The sequence below is a fragment of the Brevibacterium sp. LAARM2_SD2 genome (assembly GCF_057364785.1).
In genome coordinates this window covers 33,431-51,969 of sequence record NZ_JBNFOM010000019.1, presented here as the reverse complement: position 1 = coordinate 51,969, position 18,539 = coordinate 33,431, and the positions used below count along the sequence as shown (strand labels likewise).

The following is an 18,539-nucleotide window of genomic DNA, read 5'->3' as shown; positions in this document are numbered from 1 at the left end:
CCCGGCCCCGCCGCATCGCCGGGCCGGGTGCGCCTGTGCTCTGCCTCGATGCTAGCCGACGCCGACGCGGCCGGGAGCGCACTCCCGGCCGCGTTCTTAGTCAGTGCCGTGGTTTCCGGACCTTCGCGGCCCGGTAGACGAGCCACCGGCGGTGAGCAGGGCGAGCGCTCCGGCGAGCAGCGCCCAGATGTCGGCACCGGTGCGCGGCAGACTGCCGCCGCCGTCACCGCCGCCGGCTGAGCCGCCTCCGGGGGCGTCACCGCCGCCCTTCGGGTCGTCCCCGTCGGCGCTGCCGCCGCCGTCGGAGCCGGAGCCGTCGGAGCCGGCACCGTCGCTGTCCTTGCCGTCGTCGTCGCCCTTGCCGTCGTCACCGGTCACGGTCAGCGTCGTGTTCGCCGTCGTCTTGCCGCCCTCATCGAGCAGCTGGACGACGTAGGTGCCCGGCTTCGCGTCCTGCGGCACGGTGATCCGGCCCACGGCGTTGCCGCCGTTGTCGGTCGTCAGCGTCCCGAGGCTGCCGCCGGTCTCGAAGGCGACGGTGTACGTCTCCTCCGAGGCCTGATGCTTCACGGTCGCCTCGAGGCTCTCCCCGGCCGACGCGGTGTCCTGCGACAAGGAGAAGTCCTCGGCGCGGAACGTGTCCATCCGGCACCGGTTGGGCAGAGTGATCGTCTCACCGCGGTCGTCGACGGCCGTGTCGGGTGTCGGCAGCTTAGGACCGAAGTCGCCGACCTCGGGCACCGTGCCCTGCGAGAGGAACGCGTTGACCGTCTCGTCCGTGCATGCCTTGTTCTCATCGCGTGACATGTACGAGGTGTGCGAGGCCCCGGAGACCGAGAGCAGGCTGCCGTCGATCGTGCGGGCGAGCTTGACTCCCGAGGCGTACGGGGTCGCCGAGTCGTGGGACGTGGAGACGACGAGGATGTTCGGCACGGCGGTGAGCTTCTCCGGCTTGGGCAGGGTGCCCTTGAACTTCCAGAAGTCGCAGTAGTCGTAGACGCCCGGGGACACCGAGGCGGCCTGGAACGGTCCGGCTTCGTCGTAGCGCTCCGCGAGGTCGCGCAGCGCCGCGAGGTCCGGCTTGTCACCGTAGCTGTTCTCGTCCGTGCAGCGGATGTTCGTGAACGCCTGGAGCATCGGATCGTAGTGGCCGGTCTCGTCGCGGGAGTTGTAGTCGTCGGCGAGTCGCATGAGCTCACCGGCGGACTCCCCTGCCTTGAGTTCGGTGAGACCGAGGGCGAGCCTCGACCACAGCGTCTCCGAGTAGAGGGCCTGGATGACGCCGGTGCGCGCATCGCCGAACGTCACCTCGCGGTCGTCGCCGTCGATGCCCGTCGGCAGCGGGTTGCCCTCGAGCGAGCGGAGCACTCCCTGCACGGCCGTCGTCAGTTCCTCCCGGTCGGTGATGCCGTCGCCGAGAGCGCACGTGAACGGCTGGTCCTTGAGCTCGGCCAGGCGGGCGGGGAACTCGAGGTCGGGGTAGGTCTCACCCCAGGTCCTGCCGTCCGTGCCCTTGGCCGAGCAGTCGAGGGCGAACTGCTCGAAGGTGCCCTGGAAGCCGGCGATCTGGTTGACGGAGTCGTCGGCGTCCTCCTCGGCGTCCTCCTTGGCCACGAGCTTGCCGCTGGCATCGAGGTACGCCTGCGGGTCGGCGTTGATGTCCTTGAGCGCCTTGTAGGCGGAGACGTTGCCGGGGTCGACGGCGCCGTCGAGGACGAGGCGGCCGACGCTGTCACCGAACTTCTGGGCGTAGACGTAGCCGAGGCGGGTGCCGTAGGAGAAGCCGATGAAGTCGAGCTTGTCGTCTCCGCTCGTCGAGCGGATGAGGTCGAGATCGCCCACGGCGTCCCACGTGCCCAGGTGCTTCATGAGATTCTCCTGGCCGCCCTCGCCGAGGTCGAAGAGCTTGCCGGTGTTCTCGATGCAGTCGTTGGCGAAGCGCTCGGCCTGATCGTTGAGGATGTCCTCGGCATTGTCGCGGTCACCCGACCAGGCGTCCTCGGCGCGGTCGGCGTCGATCTGCTCATCGGTCGAGCACTGGGAGAACGGCATGGAGCCGCCGGTGCCGCGCGGGTCGAAGCCGACGAGGTCGAAGTTCGCGGCGAGGTCGGGTTCGTAGAGGGCACCGGCCACGCCGAGCGTCATGCCCGAGCCGCCGGGTCCGCCGGGGTTCCACGCGACGGTGCCCTGGGACGTCGTCTTCTCGAACTTCCCGCCGACCATCCTGCCCGAGGGCACCTTCATCATCGCGATCGCGACATTGCCCGCGGCTGGGTCCTCCGCGTCGATCGGGGCGATGAGGTAACCGCACAGCGGTGCCCGCCCGATCCGCTCGGAGTAGTCGGGGTAGCCGAGCTTTCCGCAGTTCTCCGCGCTCAGGTCGACCTTCTGGTTGTAGTACTTCTCCAATCCGGCGGGAACGTTGCCGGCACCGGTGCCCCCGCCTTGCGGATCGGGGATGCGGTATGTGCCGTCGTCCTGCCCGAAGAGCTCCTTCGCCAGCTGCGGGTAGTACTTGTCGAGCTCCTCGGCGTTCGGGCTCGGCTCCTGCGTCGGTTCCTCCGTCGCTCCCGGCTCGGTCGGCGCCGGCTCGCTCGGTTCCGGCGCGGCGGGTGTCTCGGTGGGCTCGGCCGTGGGGTCGGCGATGACGGTGAAGTCGTCGCTCGTCTTCAGACTGTCCGCGGATTTGACGATGTAGGTGCCGGGGGTCAGCGGCGCACCGTCGATCTCGGTCTCGACGGTGCCGGTGCCGGCCTCGACCGTGGCCTCGGCCCCGTCGACGGGTCGTTGCCGGCTGCGCGGACGACGGTGAGCGTGGTCGGGCCGGACGGATCAGCGGCGACGGTGACGGGAATCGTGAGGTCCGGCGACGCGGTCACCTCGGCGTCGATGCCGAGTGTGATCTCGAGGTCGGTGTCGGTCGCCGAGTCTGCCGTCGGCGAGGTCTGCTGGGTGGACGCGGGTGACTCCGCGGTGCCTGCGGCGACGGCGGGCAGACTGCCCGCGAACAGCAGTGAAGCGCCGATGATCGACGCTCCCAGGACACGCGAAGACCCTCTCAATGTGATGTGGGTCATGGTCGCCATCGTAACGCACAGATAACGGTCAGCATTTTTTCATACTCTTCGTTATCGTTTCGTGACAATGATCGACCCCGCGACGTCGCTCTGCCTCTGCATCCGCCGATCCGCCCCGTGACCTCCCATGTCGTCGTCCCCGTGGGACCGGCCGCGGCGACTGCTAGCGTGAGCACAGTCATCGCCGCGCACAGGGAGGAGAGCACCATGGACGATCTCGACGCCATCACCGAGGAATCGCTCGTCGCGAAGGGGGGCCGCAAATGGTCGTCGTTCCCGGGCAGCCTCGGCGCCTTCATCGCCGAGATGGACTTCGGGGTCGCTCCCGTCATCCGGCAGGCGCTGACCGAGATCGACGCCCGCGACCTCTACGGCTACGCGCCGACGAGCCTCGTCTCCGATCTCCGCAGCGCCACCTCGGCGTTCTGCGCCGAACGCTACGGCTGGAAGTTCCCCGCCTCGCACGTCCACCTCGCCAGCGATGTCCTCGCGGCCTTCATCGGCGTGCTCGAGCACCTCACCCCGGCCGGCACGCCGATCGTCCTGCCGACCCCGGCGTACATGCCGTTCTTCGACGTCGCCGCGGTCACCGGCCGCGAGCTCATCGAGGTGCCGATGCTGCGGACGGAGACCGACTGGCAGGTCGACCTCGATGCCGTGGCCGAAGCGCTCACTCCGGGGGCCACCCTCGTCCTGTGCAACCCGCACAACCCGATCGGGAAGGTCTATTCGCCCGCGGAGCTGCAGGCGATCGCCGAGGTGGTCGAGGCCGCGGGCGCGCGGGTGTTCTCCGATGAGATCCACGCTCCCCTCGTCTACGATCCCGCCCACCATGTGCCGTATGCGAGCCTGAGCGAGGTGACCGCCGGACACACCGCCACGGCGACCGCGGCGTCGAAGGCCTTCAACATCCCCGGCCTCAAATGCGCCCAGCTCATCCTCACGAATCCCCACGACCGTGAGACCTGGGCCCGGAAGGGGCACTTCGTCTCCGGTGCGGCCGCGAACCCCGGCATCCTCGCCACGACCGCCGCCTACGCCCAGGGCGGCGACTGGCTCGCCGAGATCACCGCCTACCTCAAGGGCAACCGCGACGTCCTCACCGATCTGCTGACCTCCGAGCTGCCGAACGCGGCCTACATCCCGCCCGACGGCACCTACCTCGCATGGCTCGACCTGCGCGGCTACGGGTTCGATTCAGGGCTCTCGGCGCACTTCAACGAGGCGGCGAAGGTCGCAGTGACCGAGGGGCGCCTCTGCGGGAAGGTCGGCGCCGGCCATGTCCGGATCAACTTCGCCCTCCCCCGTCCCCTCCTCGAGGAGGCCGTGCGCAGGCTCGTCGCCGCGGTCCGGCGCGGACCGCACGACTGAGCACCCGGCCGGCAGGCCAGCGGTGTCGCAGCCTCAGCCCTCCGGCAGCCATTCGATGAGGTCGAAGGCCGCGTTCTCCGCCGCCGCCTCCCGCACCTGCTGGTCGTAGCGGAGATAGTACTCGAGGTTGCAGCGGTCCATGAACGTCCGGAAGCGCTGCGAGGGCTGCTCGGACCCGACGATCTCCGCCGGCAGCAGCGGGTTCTCCATGACCGCGCGCCCGACCCGGTAGTAGAGGTCGAAGAACCGGCCGATCGGCATCTCCGGCAATCCTGCCCCCGGTTTGTCGCGCGGCCCGCCGAGGCGGCTGATCTCGACCTCGAACTCCTCGATCTGCCGGCGGGCACCGGCGAGTTCGAAGGCGACCGCGGTCATCCGCTTCGCCGCGGCGAGGTCGGCGGGAACGATCTGCGTGCACTCGTACCAGCCGCCGTCGATGTCGCCCGGCAGCTGGGCGCGCAGCGCGTGGCTGCGATCGGCGAAGCCGATGAGGACCCCGGCGCGCAGCTGCCGGTACCCGAGCATGCGCGCGACGTACTGGAAGCGGTCCCGCAGGGGGCGGGAGGTCTCGGGGATCGAGTAGAGGGCGGCGTGGAAGCGGCCGGTGAACTCCGGCAGGTCGCGGTCGCCGCTGATGTCGCGGAACTGCGCGAGGATCCGCGGGCTGAGCCGGTACTGGGTGACGCGACCGCAGCGCTCGAGGGAGATGAGGTCGCGCTGGGCCATGCGGGTGAGCTGGTTGCGCACGCTCGAGGCCGAATAGCCGTGGTCGGCGAGGATGCGCACGATGATCGGACCGGGCACCCCGCTCGCCCGCAGACATCCGAAGACGGAGACGACGTCGAAGGCGATCCGGGTGAGCCGATAGCGATCGCCCACATCTCGCCTACGTTTCGTGGCAAGTTGGACGTCGCTCATGGCGCAATCCTACCGTGAGAGCCATCCCACCAGGGCTGATGAGAAGGGACGAATGACCATGGACAACGACAGGTTCGAGCGCAGGCAGCGGGTCTATTCGACGGCGAAGATCACGGGGCTGCTCGCGGGCTCAGCGGCCGCATTCATCGCCTTCTGCCTCTTCCAGATCTTCGGTGCCGAGATCCTCGAGACGGCCGTGTGGATGTTCGCCCTCGGGCTGATGACGTTCTCCGGGGTCTTCGTCGCCACGTACCTCGGGGTCGCGGCCTCGACGCGCGGGACCACGGTCGGCAGCTGAGGTCCCACTCCCCTCACCCGGATGCCGTCGCACCGCGACGGCACTGCGCTCACTGCCCCGGCGGCACCGGGGTGATCCCGAACTCGGCGAGTTCGGCGGCCCCGCCGTCGGGTGCGGTGAGCACCCACACTCCGCCGTCGTGCCGGGCGACACTGTGCTCCCAATGGCTCGCCCGAGAGCCGTCGGCGGTGACGACCGTCCAGTCGTCGGCGAGCGTCACCGTCTCCGGGCTGCCGGCCGTGAGCATCGGCTCGATCGCCAGACACATGCCCGGCCGGATCTTCGGACCGTTCGACTTCGCGCGGTAGTTGAGGACCTCCGGCGGCATGTGCATCGACGTGCCGATGCCATGACCGGTGAACTCTTCGACGAGACCGAGGTCGGGAGCCGCCTCGGTGACGTAGTCGTCGATGGCATCCCCGATGTCGCTGACCTTCGTGCCCGTCGCGAACGCCGCGATCCCGGCCCACATGGCCCGCTCGGTCGCGGCAGACAGGGCGCGGTCGGCCGCCGTGCCCGCGTCGTCCCCGCCGACGATCATCGTGAAGGCGGAATCCCCGTGGAATCCGTCGACGATCGCACCGCCGTCGATCGAGACGAGGTCGCCCGGCTCAAGCACGCGCTGCCCGGGGATGCCGTGGACGATCTCCTCGTTGACGGAGATGCAGAGGACGGCTGGGAAGCCCTGGTAGCCCTTGAAGTTCGACGTCGCCCCCGCCTCGGCGATGACCGCTTCCGCGGCGGCATCGACCTCAGCGGTCGTCGCCCCCGGCACCGCGGCGGCCCGGGCGGCGTCGAGCGCGGCCCGCGTGACCGCGCCGGCCTCCCGCATGCTCTGCAGCTGCGCGGGCGACTTCAGCTCGATCCGGGGACCGAAGATCATCGCAGGGAGTCGAGGATGCGATCGGTGATCGCGGAGACCTCACCGAGGCCGTCGACCTCTCGCAGCAGTCCGCGCTCGCGGTAGATGTCGGTGAGCGGCTGCGTCTGCTCGGCGTAGACGTCGAGGCGGTGGCGGATGACGTCCTCGCTGTCGTCGCTGCGGCCTTCCTTCTCCGCCCGGGCGAGCAGCCGGGCGACGACCTCGTCGACATCGGCGGTGAGCTCGACGACGGCGGAGAGCTCATGGCCGCGGGCCTCGAGCATCCGATCGAGTTCGGCGACCTGCGCGGCGGTGCGCGGGTAGCCGTCGAGGAGGAAGCCGGACGCGGCGTCGTCCTGCGCGAGACGATCGGCGACCATCTTGTTCGTCACCTCGTCGGGGACGTACTCACCGGCGTCCATGTAGCGCTTCGCGAGCGTGCCCAGCTCGGTCTCGCCCTTGACGTTGGCGCGGAAGATGTCCCCGGTCGAGATCGCGGGGATGTCGAGCGCCTCGGCGAGTCGTGCCGCCTGGGTGCCCTTGCCGGCGCCGGGCGCGCCGATGAGGATGATGCGTGAACTCATATCTGTCCTTCCGGAGAAATGCGCTGACCGTGGGGTCAGCGGAGCAGGCCCTCATAGTGGCGCTGCTGCATCTGCGCGTCGATCTGCTTGACCGTCTCGAGGCCGACACCCACGACGATGAGCAGCGAGGTGCCGCCGAAGGGGAAGTTCTGGTTCGCGTTGATGAGAACCAGGGCGATGAGCGGGATGAGCGCGACGAACGCGAGGTAGAGCGATCCGGGGAAGTTGATGCGGCTGAGCACGTAACTCAGGTACTCCGCGGTGGGACGTCCGGCCCGGATGCCGGGGATGAAGCCGCCGTACTTCTTCATGTTGTCCGCGACTTCCTCCGGGTTGAAGGTGATCGCGACGTAGAAGTACGAGAAGAAGATGACGAGCACCGCGTAGGCGGCGATGTAGATCGGGTGGTCACCGGTGGTGAAGTACGTGTTGATCCATTCGACCCAGTTCGTCTCGGGGTTGAAGAACTGAGCGATGAGGCTCGGCAGGTAGAGCACCGAGGAGGCGAAGATGACCGGGATGACGCCGGCCATGTTCACCTTGATCGGAATGTACGTCGAGGTGCCGCCGAACATCCGGCGCCCGACCATGCGCTTGGCGTACTGGACGGGGATGCGGCGCTGGGACTGCTCGACGAAGACGACGAGGGCGACGAGGACGAGGCCGACGGCGATGACGATGAGGAACACGTCGATGCCCTGTTCGCGGAGGATCGCGCCGAGCGAGGACGGGAAGGCCGCCGCCACCGAGGTGAAGATGAGGATCGACATGCCGTTGCCGACGCCGTGCTCGGTGATCTGCTCGCCGAGCCACATGATGAGACCGGTGCCGGCGGTGAGCGTGATGACGAGGACGGTGATGCCCCACCACGTGTCGTTGGTGATGAGGTTCGTGCAGCCTTCGATCTGACCGAACAGCGCACCGGAGCGCACGGTCGCGACGAGGGTCGTGGCGTTGAGGATCGCCAGGCCGATCGTGAGGTAGCGGGTGTACTGCGTGAGCTTGGCCTGACCGGAGGCGCCTTCCTTGTGGAGGGCCTCGAAGCGCGGGATGACGACGCGGAGCAGCTGGACGATGATGCTCGCCGTGATGTAGGGCATGATGCCGAGGGCGAAGATCGACAGCTGGAGCAGGGCGCCGCCGCTGAAGAGGTTGATCATCGCGAACCCGCCCTCATTGAGCTGCGGGGACGCCACGCACTGCTGGACCTGCGTGTAGTCGATGCCGGGCGAGGGGATGAAGGAGCCCAGGCGGAAGAGGACGATGATGCCCAGGGTGAAGAGGAGTTTGTTCCTCAAGTCGGGCGTGGAAAAGGCCCTCCGAATTGCGCCGATCAAGCGTCCTCCTCAGGGGGATGGAAGTCAGGGTCGCTGTCACGACCTGGCGAATGAGACAAATACCTGCAAAAGACTACCAGGGTGCGGGTCTCAGGCAGAAACCGAGCAAGCCCCTCTCCCCCGGTCTCGAGGCGGTCTCGGGTCCCATCGTGAGGAGGGTCTCGCCGAGGCGGCGCCCGGGTTCTCCTCAGGTGTGCCGGCTGCCCGGGTGCGGGGATGCCGGAAGGGGCGGTCACAGTGTGACCGCCCCTTCCGTCTCGGGGTCCTGATGCCGTGCCCGCGGGTGCGGGCCCGCACTCAGGCCTCGGTGGCGCTTCCGCCTGCAGCTGCGATCTTCTCGAGCGCCGAGCCCGAGAACTTGTCTGCAGTGATGTTGATCGCCACGGTGATCTCACCCGTGCCCAGAACCTTGACCGGCTGCTTCGGGCGCACAGCGCCCTTGGCGACCAGATCGGCGACGGTGACGTCGCCGCCTTCCGGGAACAGAGCCGACAGCTTGTCGAGGTTGACGACCTGGAAGGTCACCTTCGCGGGGTTCTTGAACCCACGCAGCTTGGGCAGACGCATGTGCATCGGCGTCTGTCCACCCTCGAAGCCGTGCGGAACCTGGTAGCGGGCCTTCGTGCCCTTGGTTCCGCGGCCGGCGGTCTTGCCCTTCGAGCCCTCACCGCGACCCACACGGGTCTTCGCGGTCTTGGCGCCGGGGGCCGGACGGAGATCGTGGATCTTCAGTGCGTCGTTGTTCGCCATTTCAGTCCACCTCTTCCACTGTCACCAGGTGACGCACGACGTTGATCATGCCCCGGATCTCCGGGCGATCGTCGTGCACCACGACGTCGTTGATCCGCTTGAGGCCGAGCGAACGCAGCGAGTCGCGCTGGTTCTGCTTGCCGCCGATCTCGGACTTCTTCTGAGTTACCTTGAGCTTCGCCATCAGGCCTTCGCCCCGCTTTCAGCAGCCGCACGCAGAAGCGCGTGCGGTGCGACCTCGTCGACGGGCAGTCCACGGCGAGCCGCGACTTCCTCGGGACGCTCGAGGCTCTGGAGAGCCTTGATCGCAGCGTGGACGATGTTGATCGCGTTCGACGAACCCAGCGACTTGGACAGGATGTCCTGGACGCCGGCAGCGTCGAGCACTGCACGGACCGGACCGCCGGCGATGACGCCGGTACCCGGAGCGGCGGGACGGAGCAGGACGACGCCTGCCGCTTCCTCACCCTGGACGGGGTGGGGAATCGTCTTCTGGATGCGGGGGACGCGGAAGAAGTTCTTCTTCGCCTCCTCGACACCCTTCGCGATGGCGGCGGGAACTTCCTTCGCCTTGCCGTAGCCCATGCCGACCATGCCGTCACCGTCACCGACGACGACGAGGGCGGTGAAGGAGAACCGACGTCCACCCTTGACGACCTTCGACACGCGGTTGATCGTGACGACGTGCTCGATGAACTGGCTCTTCTCTTCGCGGTCTCCGCGACCGCCGCGTCCGCGACCCTCGCCGCGTCCGCGACCCTGGCCGCGACCGCCGCGGTTGTCACCGCCGCGGTTGTCGGAACCGCGGTTCTCAGCAGTCTCCTGCGAGACGTTGTTCTCTTCGCTCATAGCGCCAATCCTCCTTCACGGGCACCTTCGGCGATGGCCTGCACACGGCCGTGGTAGGCGTTGCCTCCACGGTCGAACACGACGCCCCGACGCCGGCTTCCTTGGCGCGCTGGGCAACCAGCTCGCCGACCTTGCGTGCCTTGCCGGTCTTGTCTGCTTCGAGTGCGCGCAGATCGGCTTCCATGGTGGAGGCCGAGGCCAGGGTCTTGCCGACGGTGTCGTCGATGACCTGGACGAAGACGTGGCGCGTGGAACGGGTCACTGAGAGACGGGGACGCTCGGCCGTACCACTGACATGCTTGCGCAGACGAGTGTGACGGCGCTTGCGAGCAGCTGCCCTGCCCTTGCCGTAGCTTTCCTTCTTGCCAAAGGCCATCTCTACTTACCAGCCTTTCCGACCTTGCGACGGACATTCTCTCCGGCGTAGCGGACACCCTTGCCCTTGTAGGGTTCGGGCTTGCGCAGCTTCCGGATGTTCGCAGCGGTCTCGCCGACCAGCTGCTTGTCGATGCCGTGGACGGCCACCTTGTTCTGTCCTTCGACGGAGAACGAGATGCCCTCGGGCGGTTCGACGGTGATCGAGTGGCTGTAGCCGAGAGCGAACTCGAGGTTCGATCCCTTCGCCTGCACGCGGTAACCGGTGCCGACGATCTCGAGACCCTTCGTGTAGCCCTCGGTGACACCGATGATCATGTTGTTGATCAGGGTCCGGGACAGTCCGTGCAGCGACCGCGATTCGCGCTCGTCGTTCGGACGGGCCACGGTGACCGTGCCCTCATCGAGCGACACGGTGATCGGCTCGGCGATGGTCACGGACAGTTCGCCCTTGGGGCCCTTGACGGCCACATCCTGGCCGTCGATCTTGACCTCGACGCCAGACGGAACGGAGATCGGGTTCTTGCCGATGCGTGACATGCTCTTCTCCCCTTTCCTTACCAGACGTAGGCGAGGACTTCCCCACCCACACCCTTCTTGGCGGCCTGGCGATCCGTCAGGAGACCCGACGAGGTCGACAGGATGGCGATGCCGAGTCCACCGAGGACCTTCGGCAGGTTGGTCGACTTCGCGTAGACGCGCAGTCCCGGCTTCGACACACGGCGGAGGCCGGCGATCGAACGCTCACGGTTGGGACCGAACTTGAGATCGAGGCGCAGGGTCTTCCCGACGGTCGCGTCTTCGACGCTCCATCCGGTGATGTAGCCTTCGGCCTTGAGGATCTCGGCGATGTTCGACTTCAGCTTCGAGAACGGCATGCTGACGTCCTCGTGGTAAGCCGAGTTGGCGTTGCGCAGACGCGTGAGCATGTCTGCGACTGGATCAGTCATTGTCATGTGGGCTCGTGCCCTTCCTCGTTACGGTTTCCGCCCGCGGCGTGCGCGCTTGGACCTGCAACGTAGAGATTATTTTGTCTTGAACGGGAAGCCGAGGTGGCGGAGCAGGGCCCGTCCCTCATCGTCGGTCTTCGCCGTCGTCACAACGGTGATGTCCATACCGCGGACACGATCGATGCGATCCTGATCGATCTCGTGGAACATCGACTGCTCCGTGAGACCGAAGGTGTAGTTGCCGTTGCCGTCGAACTGGCGGTCCGAGAGTCCGCGGAAGTCGCGGATGCGCGGGAGTGCCAGCGAGATGACGCGGTCGACGAATTCCCACATCCGGGCTCCGCGCATGGTGACGTGGGCGCCGATGGGCTGGCCTTCGCGCAGCTTGAACTGAGCGATGGACTTCTTCGCCCGCGTCACGATCGGCTTCTGGCCGGTGATGAGGGTGAGGTCGTTGATCGCGCCCTCGATGAGCTTCGAGTCACGCGCTGCGTCACCCACACCCATGTTGACGACGACCTTCGTGAGGCCGGGAACCTGCATCGGGTTGGCGTAGTCGAACTCCTCCTGCAGCTTACCGACGATCTCATCGCGGTAGACCTGCTTGAGGCGCGGCGCCGGACGGTTCGTGCTTGTCTCCGTCATCAGATCTCCTCCCCGGTGCGACGCGAGTAGCGGACCCGCACGGTCTTGGTGCGACCGTTGCGCTCCACCTGCTCTTCGCGGTATCCGACGCGGGTCGGCTTGTTGTCCTTGGGATCAACGAGCGCCACGTTGGACACATGGATGGGGGCTTCGTGAGTCTCACGGCCGCCGGCGGTGCCGCCGGCCTGAGTCTGCGTTGCCTTCTTGTGCTTGATCACGCGGTTGACGCCCTCGACGAGGACGCGGTTGCGCTCGGGGTAGACGGCAAGGACCTTGCCCTGCTTCCCACGATCGCCGCCGCGCGACTGACGGGCACCTGCGATCACCTGGACGAGGTCGCCCTTCTTGATCTTGAGCTTGTTCGCCATGCTCACAACACCTCCGGTGCCAGGGAGACGATCTTCATGAACTTCTTGTCACGCAATTCGCGTCCCACGGGTCCGAAGATGCGGGTGCCGCGGGGTTCCCCATCAGCCTTGAGAATGACAGCTGCATTCTCGTCGAACTTGATGTAGGAGCCGTCCGGGCGGCGACGCTCCTTGGCCGTGCGAACGATGACGGCCTTGACGACGTCACCCTTCTTCACGTTGCCGCCGGGGATTGCGTCCTTGACGGTGGCCACGATGGTGTCACCGATCGAGGCGTAGCGCCGACCGGAACCGCCGAGGATCCTGATGGCCAGGATCTCCTTGGCTCCGGTGTTGTCGGCGACTTTGAGTCGCGACTCTTGCTGAATCACTGTTTTCTCCTGTCGTCGCGCTGGTTCTCACATCGCTGCGAGCCTTGCGGAACGGATTCATTGACATACTCGCCCCGTTCCCGGTAGCCGCCCATGGCCTGAAGGACTCAGGCCATGGGCGGGACCGGGAGGGAGGGGCGAACGCTGACTTACTTGGCGCGTTCGATGATCTCGACGAGCCGCCAGCGCTTCGCGGCCGAAACCGGACGCGTCTCAGCCACACGGACGAGGTCGCCGATACCGGCGGTGTTCTCCTCGTCGTGGGCCTTGAGCTTGACCGACTTGCGCATGACCTTGCCGTAGAGGCGGTGCTTCTTGCGCTCTTCGATCTCGACGACGATGGTCTTGTCCATCTTGTCGGAGACGACGTAGCCACGCGCAGTCTTGCGGGAGTTGCGGTCGACAGACGTCGCCTCGGTGTTGGTCGTGTCTGCCATCACTTGTCCTCTTCCTTGGCGTCAGCGGGGTTCGGACGGATGTCCAGCTCCCGCTCATTGAGCACGGTGTAGATACGAGCGATGTCGCGACGCACGGCCTTGAGGCGGCCGTGGTTCTCCAGCTGGCCGGTGGCCGACTGGAAGCGGAGGTTGAACAGCTCGGCCTTGGCCTTCTTGAGCTCTTCCGCCAGACGCTCGTTGTCGTAACCGTCAAGCGCGTCCATGGACAGGTTCTTCGAACCGATCGCCATGCTCACTCACCACCTTCGCGGGCCACGATGCGGGCCTTGAGCGGAAGCTTGTGGATCGCCAGGCGCAGCGCCTCACGAGCAACTTCCTCGGACACACCGGCGAGTTCGAACATGACCCGTCCCGGCTTGACATTGGCAACCCACCACTCGGGAGAGCCCTTGCCGGAACCCATGCGGGTCTCGGCGGGCTTCTTCGTCAGCGGTCGGTCGGGGTAGATGTTGATCCACACCTTGCCACCGCGCTTGATGTAGCGCGTCATGGCAATACGTGCGGCTTCGATCTGCCTGTTGGTGACGTAGGCCGGCTCGAGAGCCTGGATGCCGTAGTCACCGAAGGCCACCGTCGTGCCACCCTTGGCGGCGCCGCCCCGCTTGGGGTGGTGCTGCTTGCGGTACTTCACTCGACGAGGGATCAACATGTCTCAGCCCTCCGTTCCGGCCTCAGCCGCGGGGGCCTCAGCGTTGTTCTCAGTCGTGCGGGCCGAGTCGTTCCGGCGGGCTCCGCCTTCCTGACCCCGTCCACGACCGCCGCGGCCGCGACCGCGACCACGGGGGCCGCGCGCTGCCGGAGCCTTCGCCTGCTCGGCGGCAAGCTCCTTGTCGGTCATGTCGCCCTTGTAGATCCACACCTTGACGCCGATGCGTCCGAAGGTGGTGTGCGCCTCGTGGAATCCGTAGTCGATGTTCGCGCGCAGGGTGTGCAGGGGCACACGGCCTTCGCGGTAGAACTCCGACCGGCTCATCTCAGCACCGCCGAGGCGGCCCGAGCACTGCACGCGGATGCCCTTGGCACCGGCGCGCTGGGCGCTCTGGATCGCCTTGCGCATCGCGCGGCGGAAGGCCACGCGGCTGGCGAGCTGCTCGGCAACGCCCTGAGCGACGAGCTGAGCGTCGATCTCCGGGTTCTTCACCTCAAGGATGTTGAGCTGAATCTGCTTGCCGGTGAGCTTCTCGAGCTGACCGCGGATGCGGTCGGCCTCGGCACCGCGGCGTCCGATGACGATGCCCGGACGGGCGGTGTGGATGTCCACGCGGACACGGTCACGGGTGCGCTCGATGTTGACCTTCGAGATGCCGGCCCGCTCGAGGCCCTTGGTCATCATCTGGCGGATCTTGACATCTTCGAGCACGTAGTCGCTGTAGCGCTGTCCCGGCTTGGTCGAGTCAGCGAACCACTTCGACTTGTGGTCCGTGGTGATTCCGAGTCGGAATCCGTTCGGATTGATCTTCTGGCCCATCAGCGGTTCCCCTTCCGGCTCTTCTGCTGCGGCAGGTCGTCTCCGCTGGCCAGGACCACGGTGACGTGGCTGGTGCGCTTCTCAATGCGGAACGCACGTCCCTGAGCACGCGGGCGGAACCGCTTCATGGTCGGTCCCTCGTCGACGAACGCCTCCGAGATGACCAGGTCGTTCTCGTCGAACGCGAGACCTTCCTCGTCGGCCTTGACACGCGCATTCGCGATGCCCGAGGCGACGAGCTTGTAAATCGGGTCGGACGCCGACTGCTCGGCGAACTTCAACACTGCAAGTGCTTCGGTTGCCTGCTGACCACGAATGAGGTCAATGACGCGCCGAGCCTTGCGAGGCGTGACGCGCAGGTAACGCGCCTTAGCCTTGGCTTCCATCGCTTCCTTCTCTCCTGTCTGAGATCGCTGGTCCCCCGCCTCAGCGGCGGCGGCCCTTGCGATCGTCCTTTTCGTGGCCACGGAACGTCCGTGTGGGTGCGAACTCGCCGAGCTTGTGCCCGACCATCGCTTCAGTGATGAAGACCGGCACGTGCTTGCGTCCGTCGTGAACGGCGATGGTGTGTCCCAGGAAGTCCGGGATGATCATCGAGCGACGCGACCAGGTCTTGATTACGTTCTTGGTGTTCTTCTCGTTCTGACGAGCGACCTTCTGGTACAGGTGCTCATCGACGAAAGGACCCTTTTTGAGGCTACGAGGCATAAGTCAGTACTCCAATCAGCGCTTCTTGCCGGTCCGGCGACGGCGCACGATGTACTTGTCGCTCTCTTTCTTCGGCCGGCGAGTGCGGCCTTCTGGCTGACCCCACGGGCTGACCGGGTGACGACCACCCGAGGTCCGGCCCTCGCCACCGCCGTGCGGGTGGTCGATCGGGTTCATGACGACACCACGCACGGACGGGCGCTTGCCCTTCCAGCGCATGCGACCTGCCTTGCCCCAGTTGATGTTCGACTGCTCGGCGTTGCCGACCTCGCCGACCGTGGCACGGCAGCGGGCGTCGACGTTGCGGATCTCGCCCGAAGGCATCCGCAGCTGAGCGAAACGGCCGTACTTCGCGACGAGCTGCACGGACGAGCCGGCAGAACGGGCGATCTTGGCTCCGCCACCGGGGCGCAGCTCAACGGCGTGCACGACGGTGCCGACTGGGATGTTGCGCAGGGCGAGGTTGTTGCCCGGCTTGATGTCTGCACCCGGTCCGGCTTCCACCTGAGCGCCCTGCTTGAGGTTCTGCGGGGCGATGATGTAGCGCTTCTCACCGTCTGCGTAGTGCAGGAGGGCGATGCGCGCGGTGCGGTTCGGGTCGTACTCGATGTGTGCGACCTTCGCCGGGACACCATCTTTGTCGTGGCGGCGGAAGTCGATGACACGGTACTGGCGCTTGTGACCGCCGCCCTGATGGCGAGTGGTCACGCGTCCCTGGTTGTTGCGGCCGCCGCGCTTGGGCAGCGGGCGCAGAAGCGACTTCTCCGGCGTCGACCGGGTCACTTCGACGAAGTCGGCGACCGACGAGCCACGGCGGCCCGGGGTCGTCGGCTTGTGCTTGCGAATTCCCATGAGTCTTGTCCTTCTTATGCGAAGGATCGCTTAGAGCGATCCACCGAAGATGTCGATCGATCCGTCCTTGAGGGCGACAATGGCACGCTTGGTGTCCTTGCGCTTTCCCCAACCGGTGCGGGTGCGGCGGCGCTTGCCCTGACGGTTCAGGGTGTTCACCTTGGCGACCTGCACATCGAAGATCGATTCAATGGCGTTCTTGATCTCGGTCTTGTTCGAGCGCTGATCGACGATGAAGGTGTACTTCCCCTCGTCCATCAGGCTGTAGGTCTTTTCCGAGACGACCGGCGCGATGATGATGTCGCGCGGATCCTTGAAGTTGAGACTCATGATGCGTCCTCCGAATTGCGGTTTCCGCCCAGGAACGCGGCAAGAGCTGCCTCGGTGAACACGATGTCATCGGCGACCAGCACGTCGTACGTGTTGAGCTGGTCGGAGGTGAGCACGTGCACGTGCGGCAGGTTGCGAACGCTGAGGTAGGTGAGCTCGTCGTCACGGTCGAGCACCACGAGGGTGTTCTTGCGATCGGAGAGGCCGCCCAGAGCGAGCTTCGCCTGCTTGGTCGACGGGGCGTCGCCGGTGATGAGGTTCTTCACGACGAAGACCTGATCGAGGCGTGCGCGGTCGGAGAGGGCTCCGCGCAGAGCGGCGGCCTTCATCTTCTTCGGGGTCCGCTGCGAGTAGTCGCGCGGCACCGGACCGTGCACGATTCCACCGCCGTTGTACTGGGGAGCGCGGATCGAACCCTGACGGGCGTTGCCGGTTCCCTTCTGACGGTAGGGCTTGCGACCGCCGCCGCGAACTTCGGAGCGGGTCTTGGTCTTGTGCGTGCCCTGGCGGGCAGCTGCGAGCTGTGCGACGACGACCTGGTGGATGAGCGGCACGTTGGTCGCCACGCCGAAGACCTCGGCAGGCAGGTCAACGGAACCGGTCTTCGCACCGGTGGCATCGACGACGTCGACTGTCTTGACATCAGTCATGTCGTTCAGGCCTCCTTCGAAGCCGAGCGAACGAGAACGACGGCGCCCTTGGGGCCGGGAACGGCACCCTTGATGAGCAGGAAGTTGTTCTCGGTGTCCACGGCGTGGATCGTGAGGTTCTGGGTGGTGTGCTTGACGGCACCCATGCGGCCGGCCATGCGCATGCCCTTGAACACGCGACCAGGCGTAGCTGCTCCACCGATCGAACCCGGCTTGCGGTGATTGCGGTGAGCACCGTGCGAGGCGCCGACACCGGAGAAGCCGTGGCGCTTCATGACACCAGCGGTGCCCTTGCCCTTGGTCTTCGCGGTGACGTCGACCTTGACTCCGGCTTCGAACGTGTCGACACCGAGCTCCTGACCCAGCGAGTACTCGCCGGCGTCAGCGGTGCGCAGTTCGACGAGGTGACGGCGCGGGGTCACGCCGGCCTTCTCGAAGTGACCAGCGGTCGGCTTGTTGACCTTGCGCGGGTCGATCTCGCCGAAGGCGATCTGCACGGCCGGGTAGCCGTCGGTCTCTTCGTCGCGGATCTGGGTGACAACGTTGTTTCCGGTGGCCACAACGGTCACCGGCACGAGCTTGTTCTGCTCATCCCACACCTGGGTCATGCCCAGCTTGGTACCCAGAAGGCCCTTGACCTTGCGGGTGGTCGGGAGAGCTGAGGAACGAGTGTTCGCCATTTTTCCCTCCCTTAGAGCTTGATCTCGATGTTGACGTCGTCGGCGAGGTCGAGACGCATGAGCGAATCGACGGCCTTTGGCGTCGGATCGACGATGTCGATCAGACGCTTGTGCGTGCGCATCTCGAAATGCTCACGGCTGTCCTTGTACTTGTGCGGCGAACGGATGACGCAGTACACGTTCTTCTCCGTCGGCAACGGCACCGGGCCCACAACAGTCGCACCAGCGCGAGTGACGGTGTCCACGATCTTTCGCGCAGCACTGTCGATCACAGCGTGGTCGTACGACTTGAGCCGGATGCGGATCTTCTGTCCCGCCATGGCGTCGTCTCTTTCTTTTGTTCCTTCCGGCCATCAACCTCCCGCCGCGGATGCGACAGGGGTCTGTGCCGGCTGACCATGACCGACCCCCGAGGTCGGGCGTGTCGGCTGATCCTGGCGGACGAAGCTCTCGCTTCTCATCTGTCAGGGCCGACGGCGCTTCTACTCATTGGCTGCTCGGTCCGAACCCGCGGTGTCGCAGATTCATCGATCCGATAGTGTTCCGGGCTGTTCGCGGCCAGAAGGCCGCAGTGCAGGGGTCAACACCCAGAACGCAACCTGACTATCTTTTCACAGCCGCGTGCATCCGCGCAATTC

27 protein-coding genes and 1 pseudogene are annotated in these 18,539 nt (G+C 66.4%); 2 read left to right on the top strand and 26 right to left on the bottom strand.

Annotated features, from left to right (window positions below; all coding sequences use genetic code 11):
• Positions 1-96: 96 nt before the first annotated feature.
• Together AC2W7K_RS12670 and AC2W7K_RS12665 are read right to left on the bottom strand one after the other, a co-directional pair.
• Positions 97-2,409, bottom strand: a complete 2,313-nt coding sequence (locus tag AC2W7K_RS12670; protein WP_486006253.1) for an alpha/beta hydrolase — start codon at positions 2,407-2,409, stop codon at positions 97-99.
• A gap of 299 nt (positions 2,410-2,708) precedes the next feature.
• On the bottom strand, positions 2,709-3,077 hold the full coding sequence (locus AC2W7K_RS12665) for a hypothetical protein (protein ID WP_486006252.1): 369 nt from the start codon (positions 3,075-3,077) through the stop codon (positions 2,709-2,711).
• A gap of 168 nt (positions 3,078-3,245) precedes the next feature.
• Between AC2W7K_RS12665 and AC2W7K_RS12660 the strand changes: the two genes are divergently transcribed.
• On the top strand, positions 3,246-4,448 hold the full coding sequence (locus AC2W7K_RS12660; RefSeq protein WP_486006251.1) for a MalY/PatB family protein: 1,203 nt from the start codon (positions 3,246-3,248) through the stop codon (positions 4,446-4,448).
• A gap of 33 nt (positions 4,449-4,481) precedes the next feature.
• On the opposite strand, the gene AC2W7K_RS12655 is transcribed toward AC2W7K_RS12660, so the two are convergent.
• Complete coding sequence (locus tag AC2W7K_RS12655; RefSeq protein WP_486006250.1) at positions 4,482-5,327, bottom strand: PaaX family transcriptional regulator; 846 nt, start codon at positions 5,325-5,327, stop codon at positions 4,482-4,484.
• Between the two features lie 91 nt (positions 5,328-5,418).
• Between AC2W7K_RS12655 and AC2W7K_RS12650 the strand changes: the two genes are divergently transcribed.
• The gene (locus AC2W7K_RS12650) at positions 5,419-5,664 is read left to right on the top strand and encodes a hypothetical protein (RefSeq protein WP_486006249.1); all 246 of its coding nucleotides are present in this window, start codon (positions 5,419-5,421) and stop codon (positions 5,662-5,664) included.
• Between the two features lie 49 nt (positions 5,665-5,713).
• Here the strand turns inward: AC2W7K_RS12650 and map are convergent, their stop codons facing one another.
• The 23 genes and pseudogenes from map to rpsJ form a co-directional block, all read right to left on the bottom strand.
• Complete coding sequence (gene map / locus AC2W7K_RS12645; RefSeq protein ID WP_486006248.1) at positions 5,714-6,547, bottom strand: type I methionyl aminopeptidase; 834 nt, start codon at positions 6,545-6,547, stop codon at positions 5,714-5,716.
• Positions 6,544-7,110 carry an adenylate kinase gene (locus AC2W7K_RS12640; RefSeq protein ID WP_486006247.1) on the bottom strand — a complete coding sequence of 189 codons (567 nt, stop codon included), beginning with the start codon at positions 7,108-7,110 and terminating at the stop codon, positions 6,544-6,546. The genes map and AC2W7K_RS12640 overlap by 4 nt, the downstream gene beginning before the upstream one ends.
• 35 nt (positions 7,111-7,145) lie before the next feature.
• Entirely contained in the window at positions 7,146-8,447 is a 1,302-nt protein-coding gene (gene secY, locus AC2W7K_RS12635) for a preprotein translocase subunit SecY (protein WP_198498210.1), read from the bottom strand.
• Positions 8,448-8,744: 297 nt separating this feature from the next.
• Entirely contained in the window at positions 8,745-9,197 is a 453-nt protein-coding gene (rplO, locus tag AC2W7K_RS12630) for a 50S ribosomal protein L15 (protein ID WP_137826771.1), read from the bottom strand.
• A gap of 1 nt (position 9,198) precedes the next feature.
• Positions 9,199-9,381 carry a 50S ribosomal protein L30 gene (gene rpmD / locus AC2W7K_RS12625; RefSeq protein WP_198498209.1) on the bottom strand — a complete coding sequence of 61 codons (183 nt, stop codon included), beginning with the start codon at positions 9,379-9,381 and terminating at the stop codon, positions 9,199-9,201.
• Positions 9,381-10,046 carry a 30S ribosomal protein S5 gene (gene rpsE / locus AC2W7K_RS12620; RefSeq protein WP_232623529.1) on the bottom strand — a complete coding sequence of 222 codons (666 nt, stop codon included), beginning with the start codon at positions 10,044-10,046 and terminating at the stop codon, positions 9,381-9,383. The genes rpmD and rpsE overlap by 1 nt, the downstream gene beginning before the upstream one ends.
• Positions 10,043-10,422, bottom strand: a pseudogene (rplR, locus tag AC2W7K_RS12615) (50S ribosomal protein L18). The gene rpsE and the pseudogene rplR overlap by 4 nt, the downstream one beginning before the upstream one ends.
• Before the next feature lie 2 nt (positions 10,423-10,424).
• Entirely contained in the window at positions 10,425-10,961 is a 537-nt protein-coding gene (rplF, locus tag AC2W7K_RS12610) for a 50S ribosomal protein L6 (protein WP_137826773.1), read from the bottom strand.
• 17 nt (positions 10,962-10,978) lie between these two features.
• The gene (gene rpsH, locus AC2W7K_RS12605) at positions 10,979-11,377 is read right to left on the bottom strand and encodes a 30S ribosomal protein S8 (protein ID WP_137826774.1); all 399 of its coding nucleotides are present in this window, start codon (positions 11,375-11,377) and stop codon (positions 10,979-10,981) included.
• 69 nt (positions 11,378-11,446) lie between these two features.
• Positions 11,447-12,016, bottom strand: coding sequence for a 50S ribosomal protein L5 (gene rplE, locus AC2W7K_RS12600; protein ID WP_137826775.1), 570 nt, complete (start codon positions 12,014-12,016; stop codon positions 11,447-11,449).
• Positions 12,016-12,384 (bottom strand): 50S ribosomal protein L24, encoded by a 369-nt coding sequence (rplX, locus tag AC2W7K_RS12595; RefSeq protein ID WP_137826776.1) that lies wholly within the window; start codon positions 12,382-12,384, stop codon positions 12,016-12,018. Before rplX ends, rplE begins: the two co-directional genes overlap by 1 nt.
• A 2-nt stretch (positions 12,385-12,386) precedes the next feature.
• Positions 12,387-12,755: a 50S ribosomal protein L14 gene (rplN, locus tag AC2W7K_RS12590; RefSeq protein WP_137826777.1), complete on the bottom strand. Its 369-nt coding sequence runs from the start codon at positions 12,753-12,755 to the stop codon at positions 12,387-12,389.
• A gap of 149 nt (positions 12,756-12,904) precedes the next feature.
• Complete coding sequence (gene rpsQ, locus AC2W7K_RS12585) at positions 12,905-13,192, bottom strand: 30S ribosomal protein S17 (protein ID WP_140955548.1); 288 nt, start codon at positions 13,190-13,192, stop codon at positions 12,905-12,907.
• Positions 13,192-13,443 (bottom strand): 50S ribosomal protein L29, encoded by a 252-nt coding sequence (rpmC, locus tag AC2W7K_RS12580; RefSeq protein ID WP_137826121.1) that lies wholly within the window; start codon positions 13,441-13,443, stop codon positions 13,192-13,194. The genes rpsQ and rpmC overlap by 1 nt, the downstream gene beginning before the upstream one ends.
• 2 nt (positions 13,444-13,445) lie before the next feature.
• A complete protein-coding gene (gene rplP, locus AC2W7K_RS12575) occupies positions 13,446-13,862 on the bottom strand; it encodes a 50S ribosomal protein L16 (RefSeq protein ID WP_009379199.1) in 417 nt (138 codons plus the stop codon).
• 3 nt (positions 13,863-13,865) lie between these two features.
• Positions 13,866-14,681: a 30S ribosomal protein S3 gene (rpsC, locus tag AC2W7K_RS12570; protein ID WP_137826117.1), complete on the bottom strand. Its 816-nt coding sequence runs from the start codon at positions 14,679-14,681 to the stop codon at positions 13,866-13,868.
• The gene (gene rplV / locus AC2W7K_RS12565; RefSeq protein WP_137826116.1) at positions 14,681-15,067 is read right to left on the bottom strand and encodes a 50S ribosomal protein L22; all 387 of its coding nucleotides are present in this window, start codon (positions 15,065-15,067) and stop codon (positions 14,681-14,683) included. The genes rpsC and rplV overlap by 1 nt, the downstream gene beginning before the upstream one ends.
• A 40-nt stretch (positions 15,068-15,107) precedes the next feature.
• Positions 15,108-15,389: a 30S ribosomal protein S19 gene (gene rpsS / locus AC2W7K_RS12560; protein WP_113905439.1), complete on the bottom strand. Its 282-nt coding sequence runs from the start codon at positions 15,387-15,389 to the stop codon at positions 15,108-15,110.
• 15 nt (positions 15,390-15,404) lie between these two features.
• Entirely contained in the window at positions 15,405-16,241 is an 837-nt protein-coding gene (rplB, locus tag AC2W7K_RS12555; protein ID WP_137826115.1) for a 50S ribosomal protein L2, read from the bottom strand.
• Positions 16,242-16,271: 30 nt separating this feature from the next.
• Positions 16,272-16,571 (bottom strand): 50S ribosomal protein L23, encoded by a 300-nt coding sequence (gene rplW / locus AC2W7K_RS12550; protein ID WP_009379194.1) that lies wholly within the window; start codon positions 16,569-16,571, stop codon positions 16,272-16,274.
• Positions 16,568-17,221: a 50S ribosomal protein L4 gene (gene rplD, locus AC2W7K_RS12545; RefSeq protein WP_211977965.1), complete on the bottom strand. Its 654-nt coding sequence runs from the start codon at positions 17,219-17,221 to the stop codon at positions 16,568-16,570. Before rplD ends, rplW begins: the two co-directional genes overlap by 4 nt.
• A gap of 5 nt (positions 17,222-17,226) precedes the next feature.
• On the bottom strand, positions 17,227-17,901 hold the full coding sequence (gene rplC / locus AC2W7K_RS12540; RefSeq protein ID WP_137826113.1) for a 50S ribosomal protein L3: 675 nt from the start codon (positions 17,899-17,901) through the stop codon (positions 17,227-17,229).
• A gap of 11 nt (positions 17,902-17,912) precedes the next feature.
• Positions 17,913-18,221, bottom strand: a complete 309-nt coding sequence (gene rpsJ / locus AC2W7K_RS12535) for a 30S ribosomal protein S10 (protein ID WP_009379191.1) — start codon at positions 18,219-18,221, stop codon at positions 17,913-17,915.
• Positions 18,222-18,539: the final 318 nt, after the last annotated feature.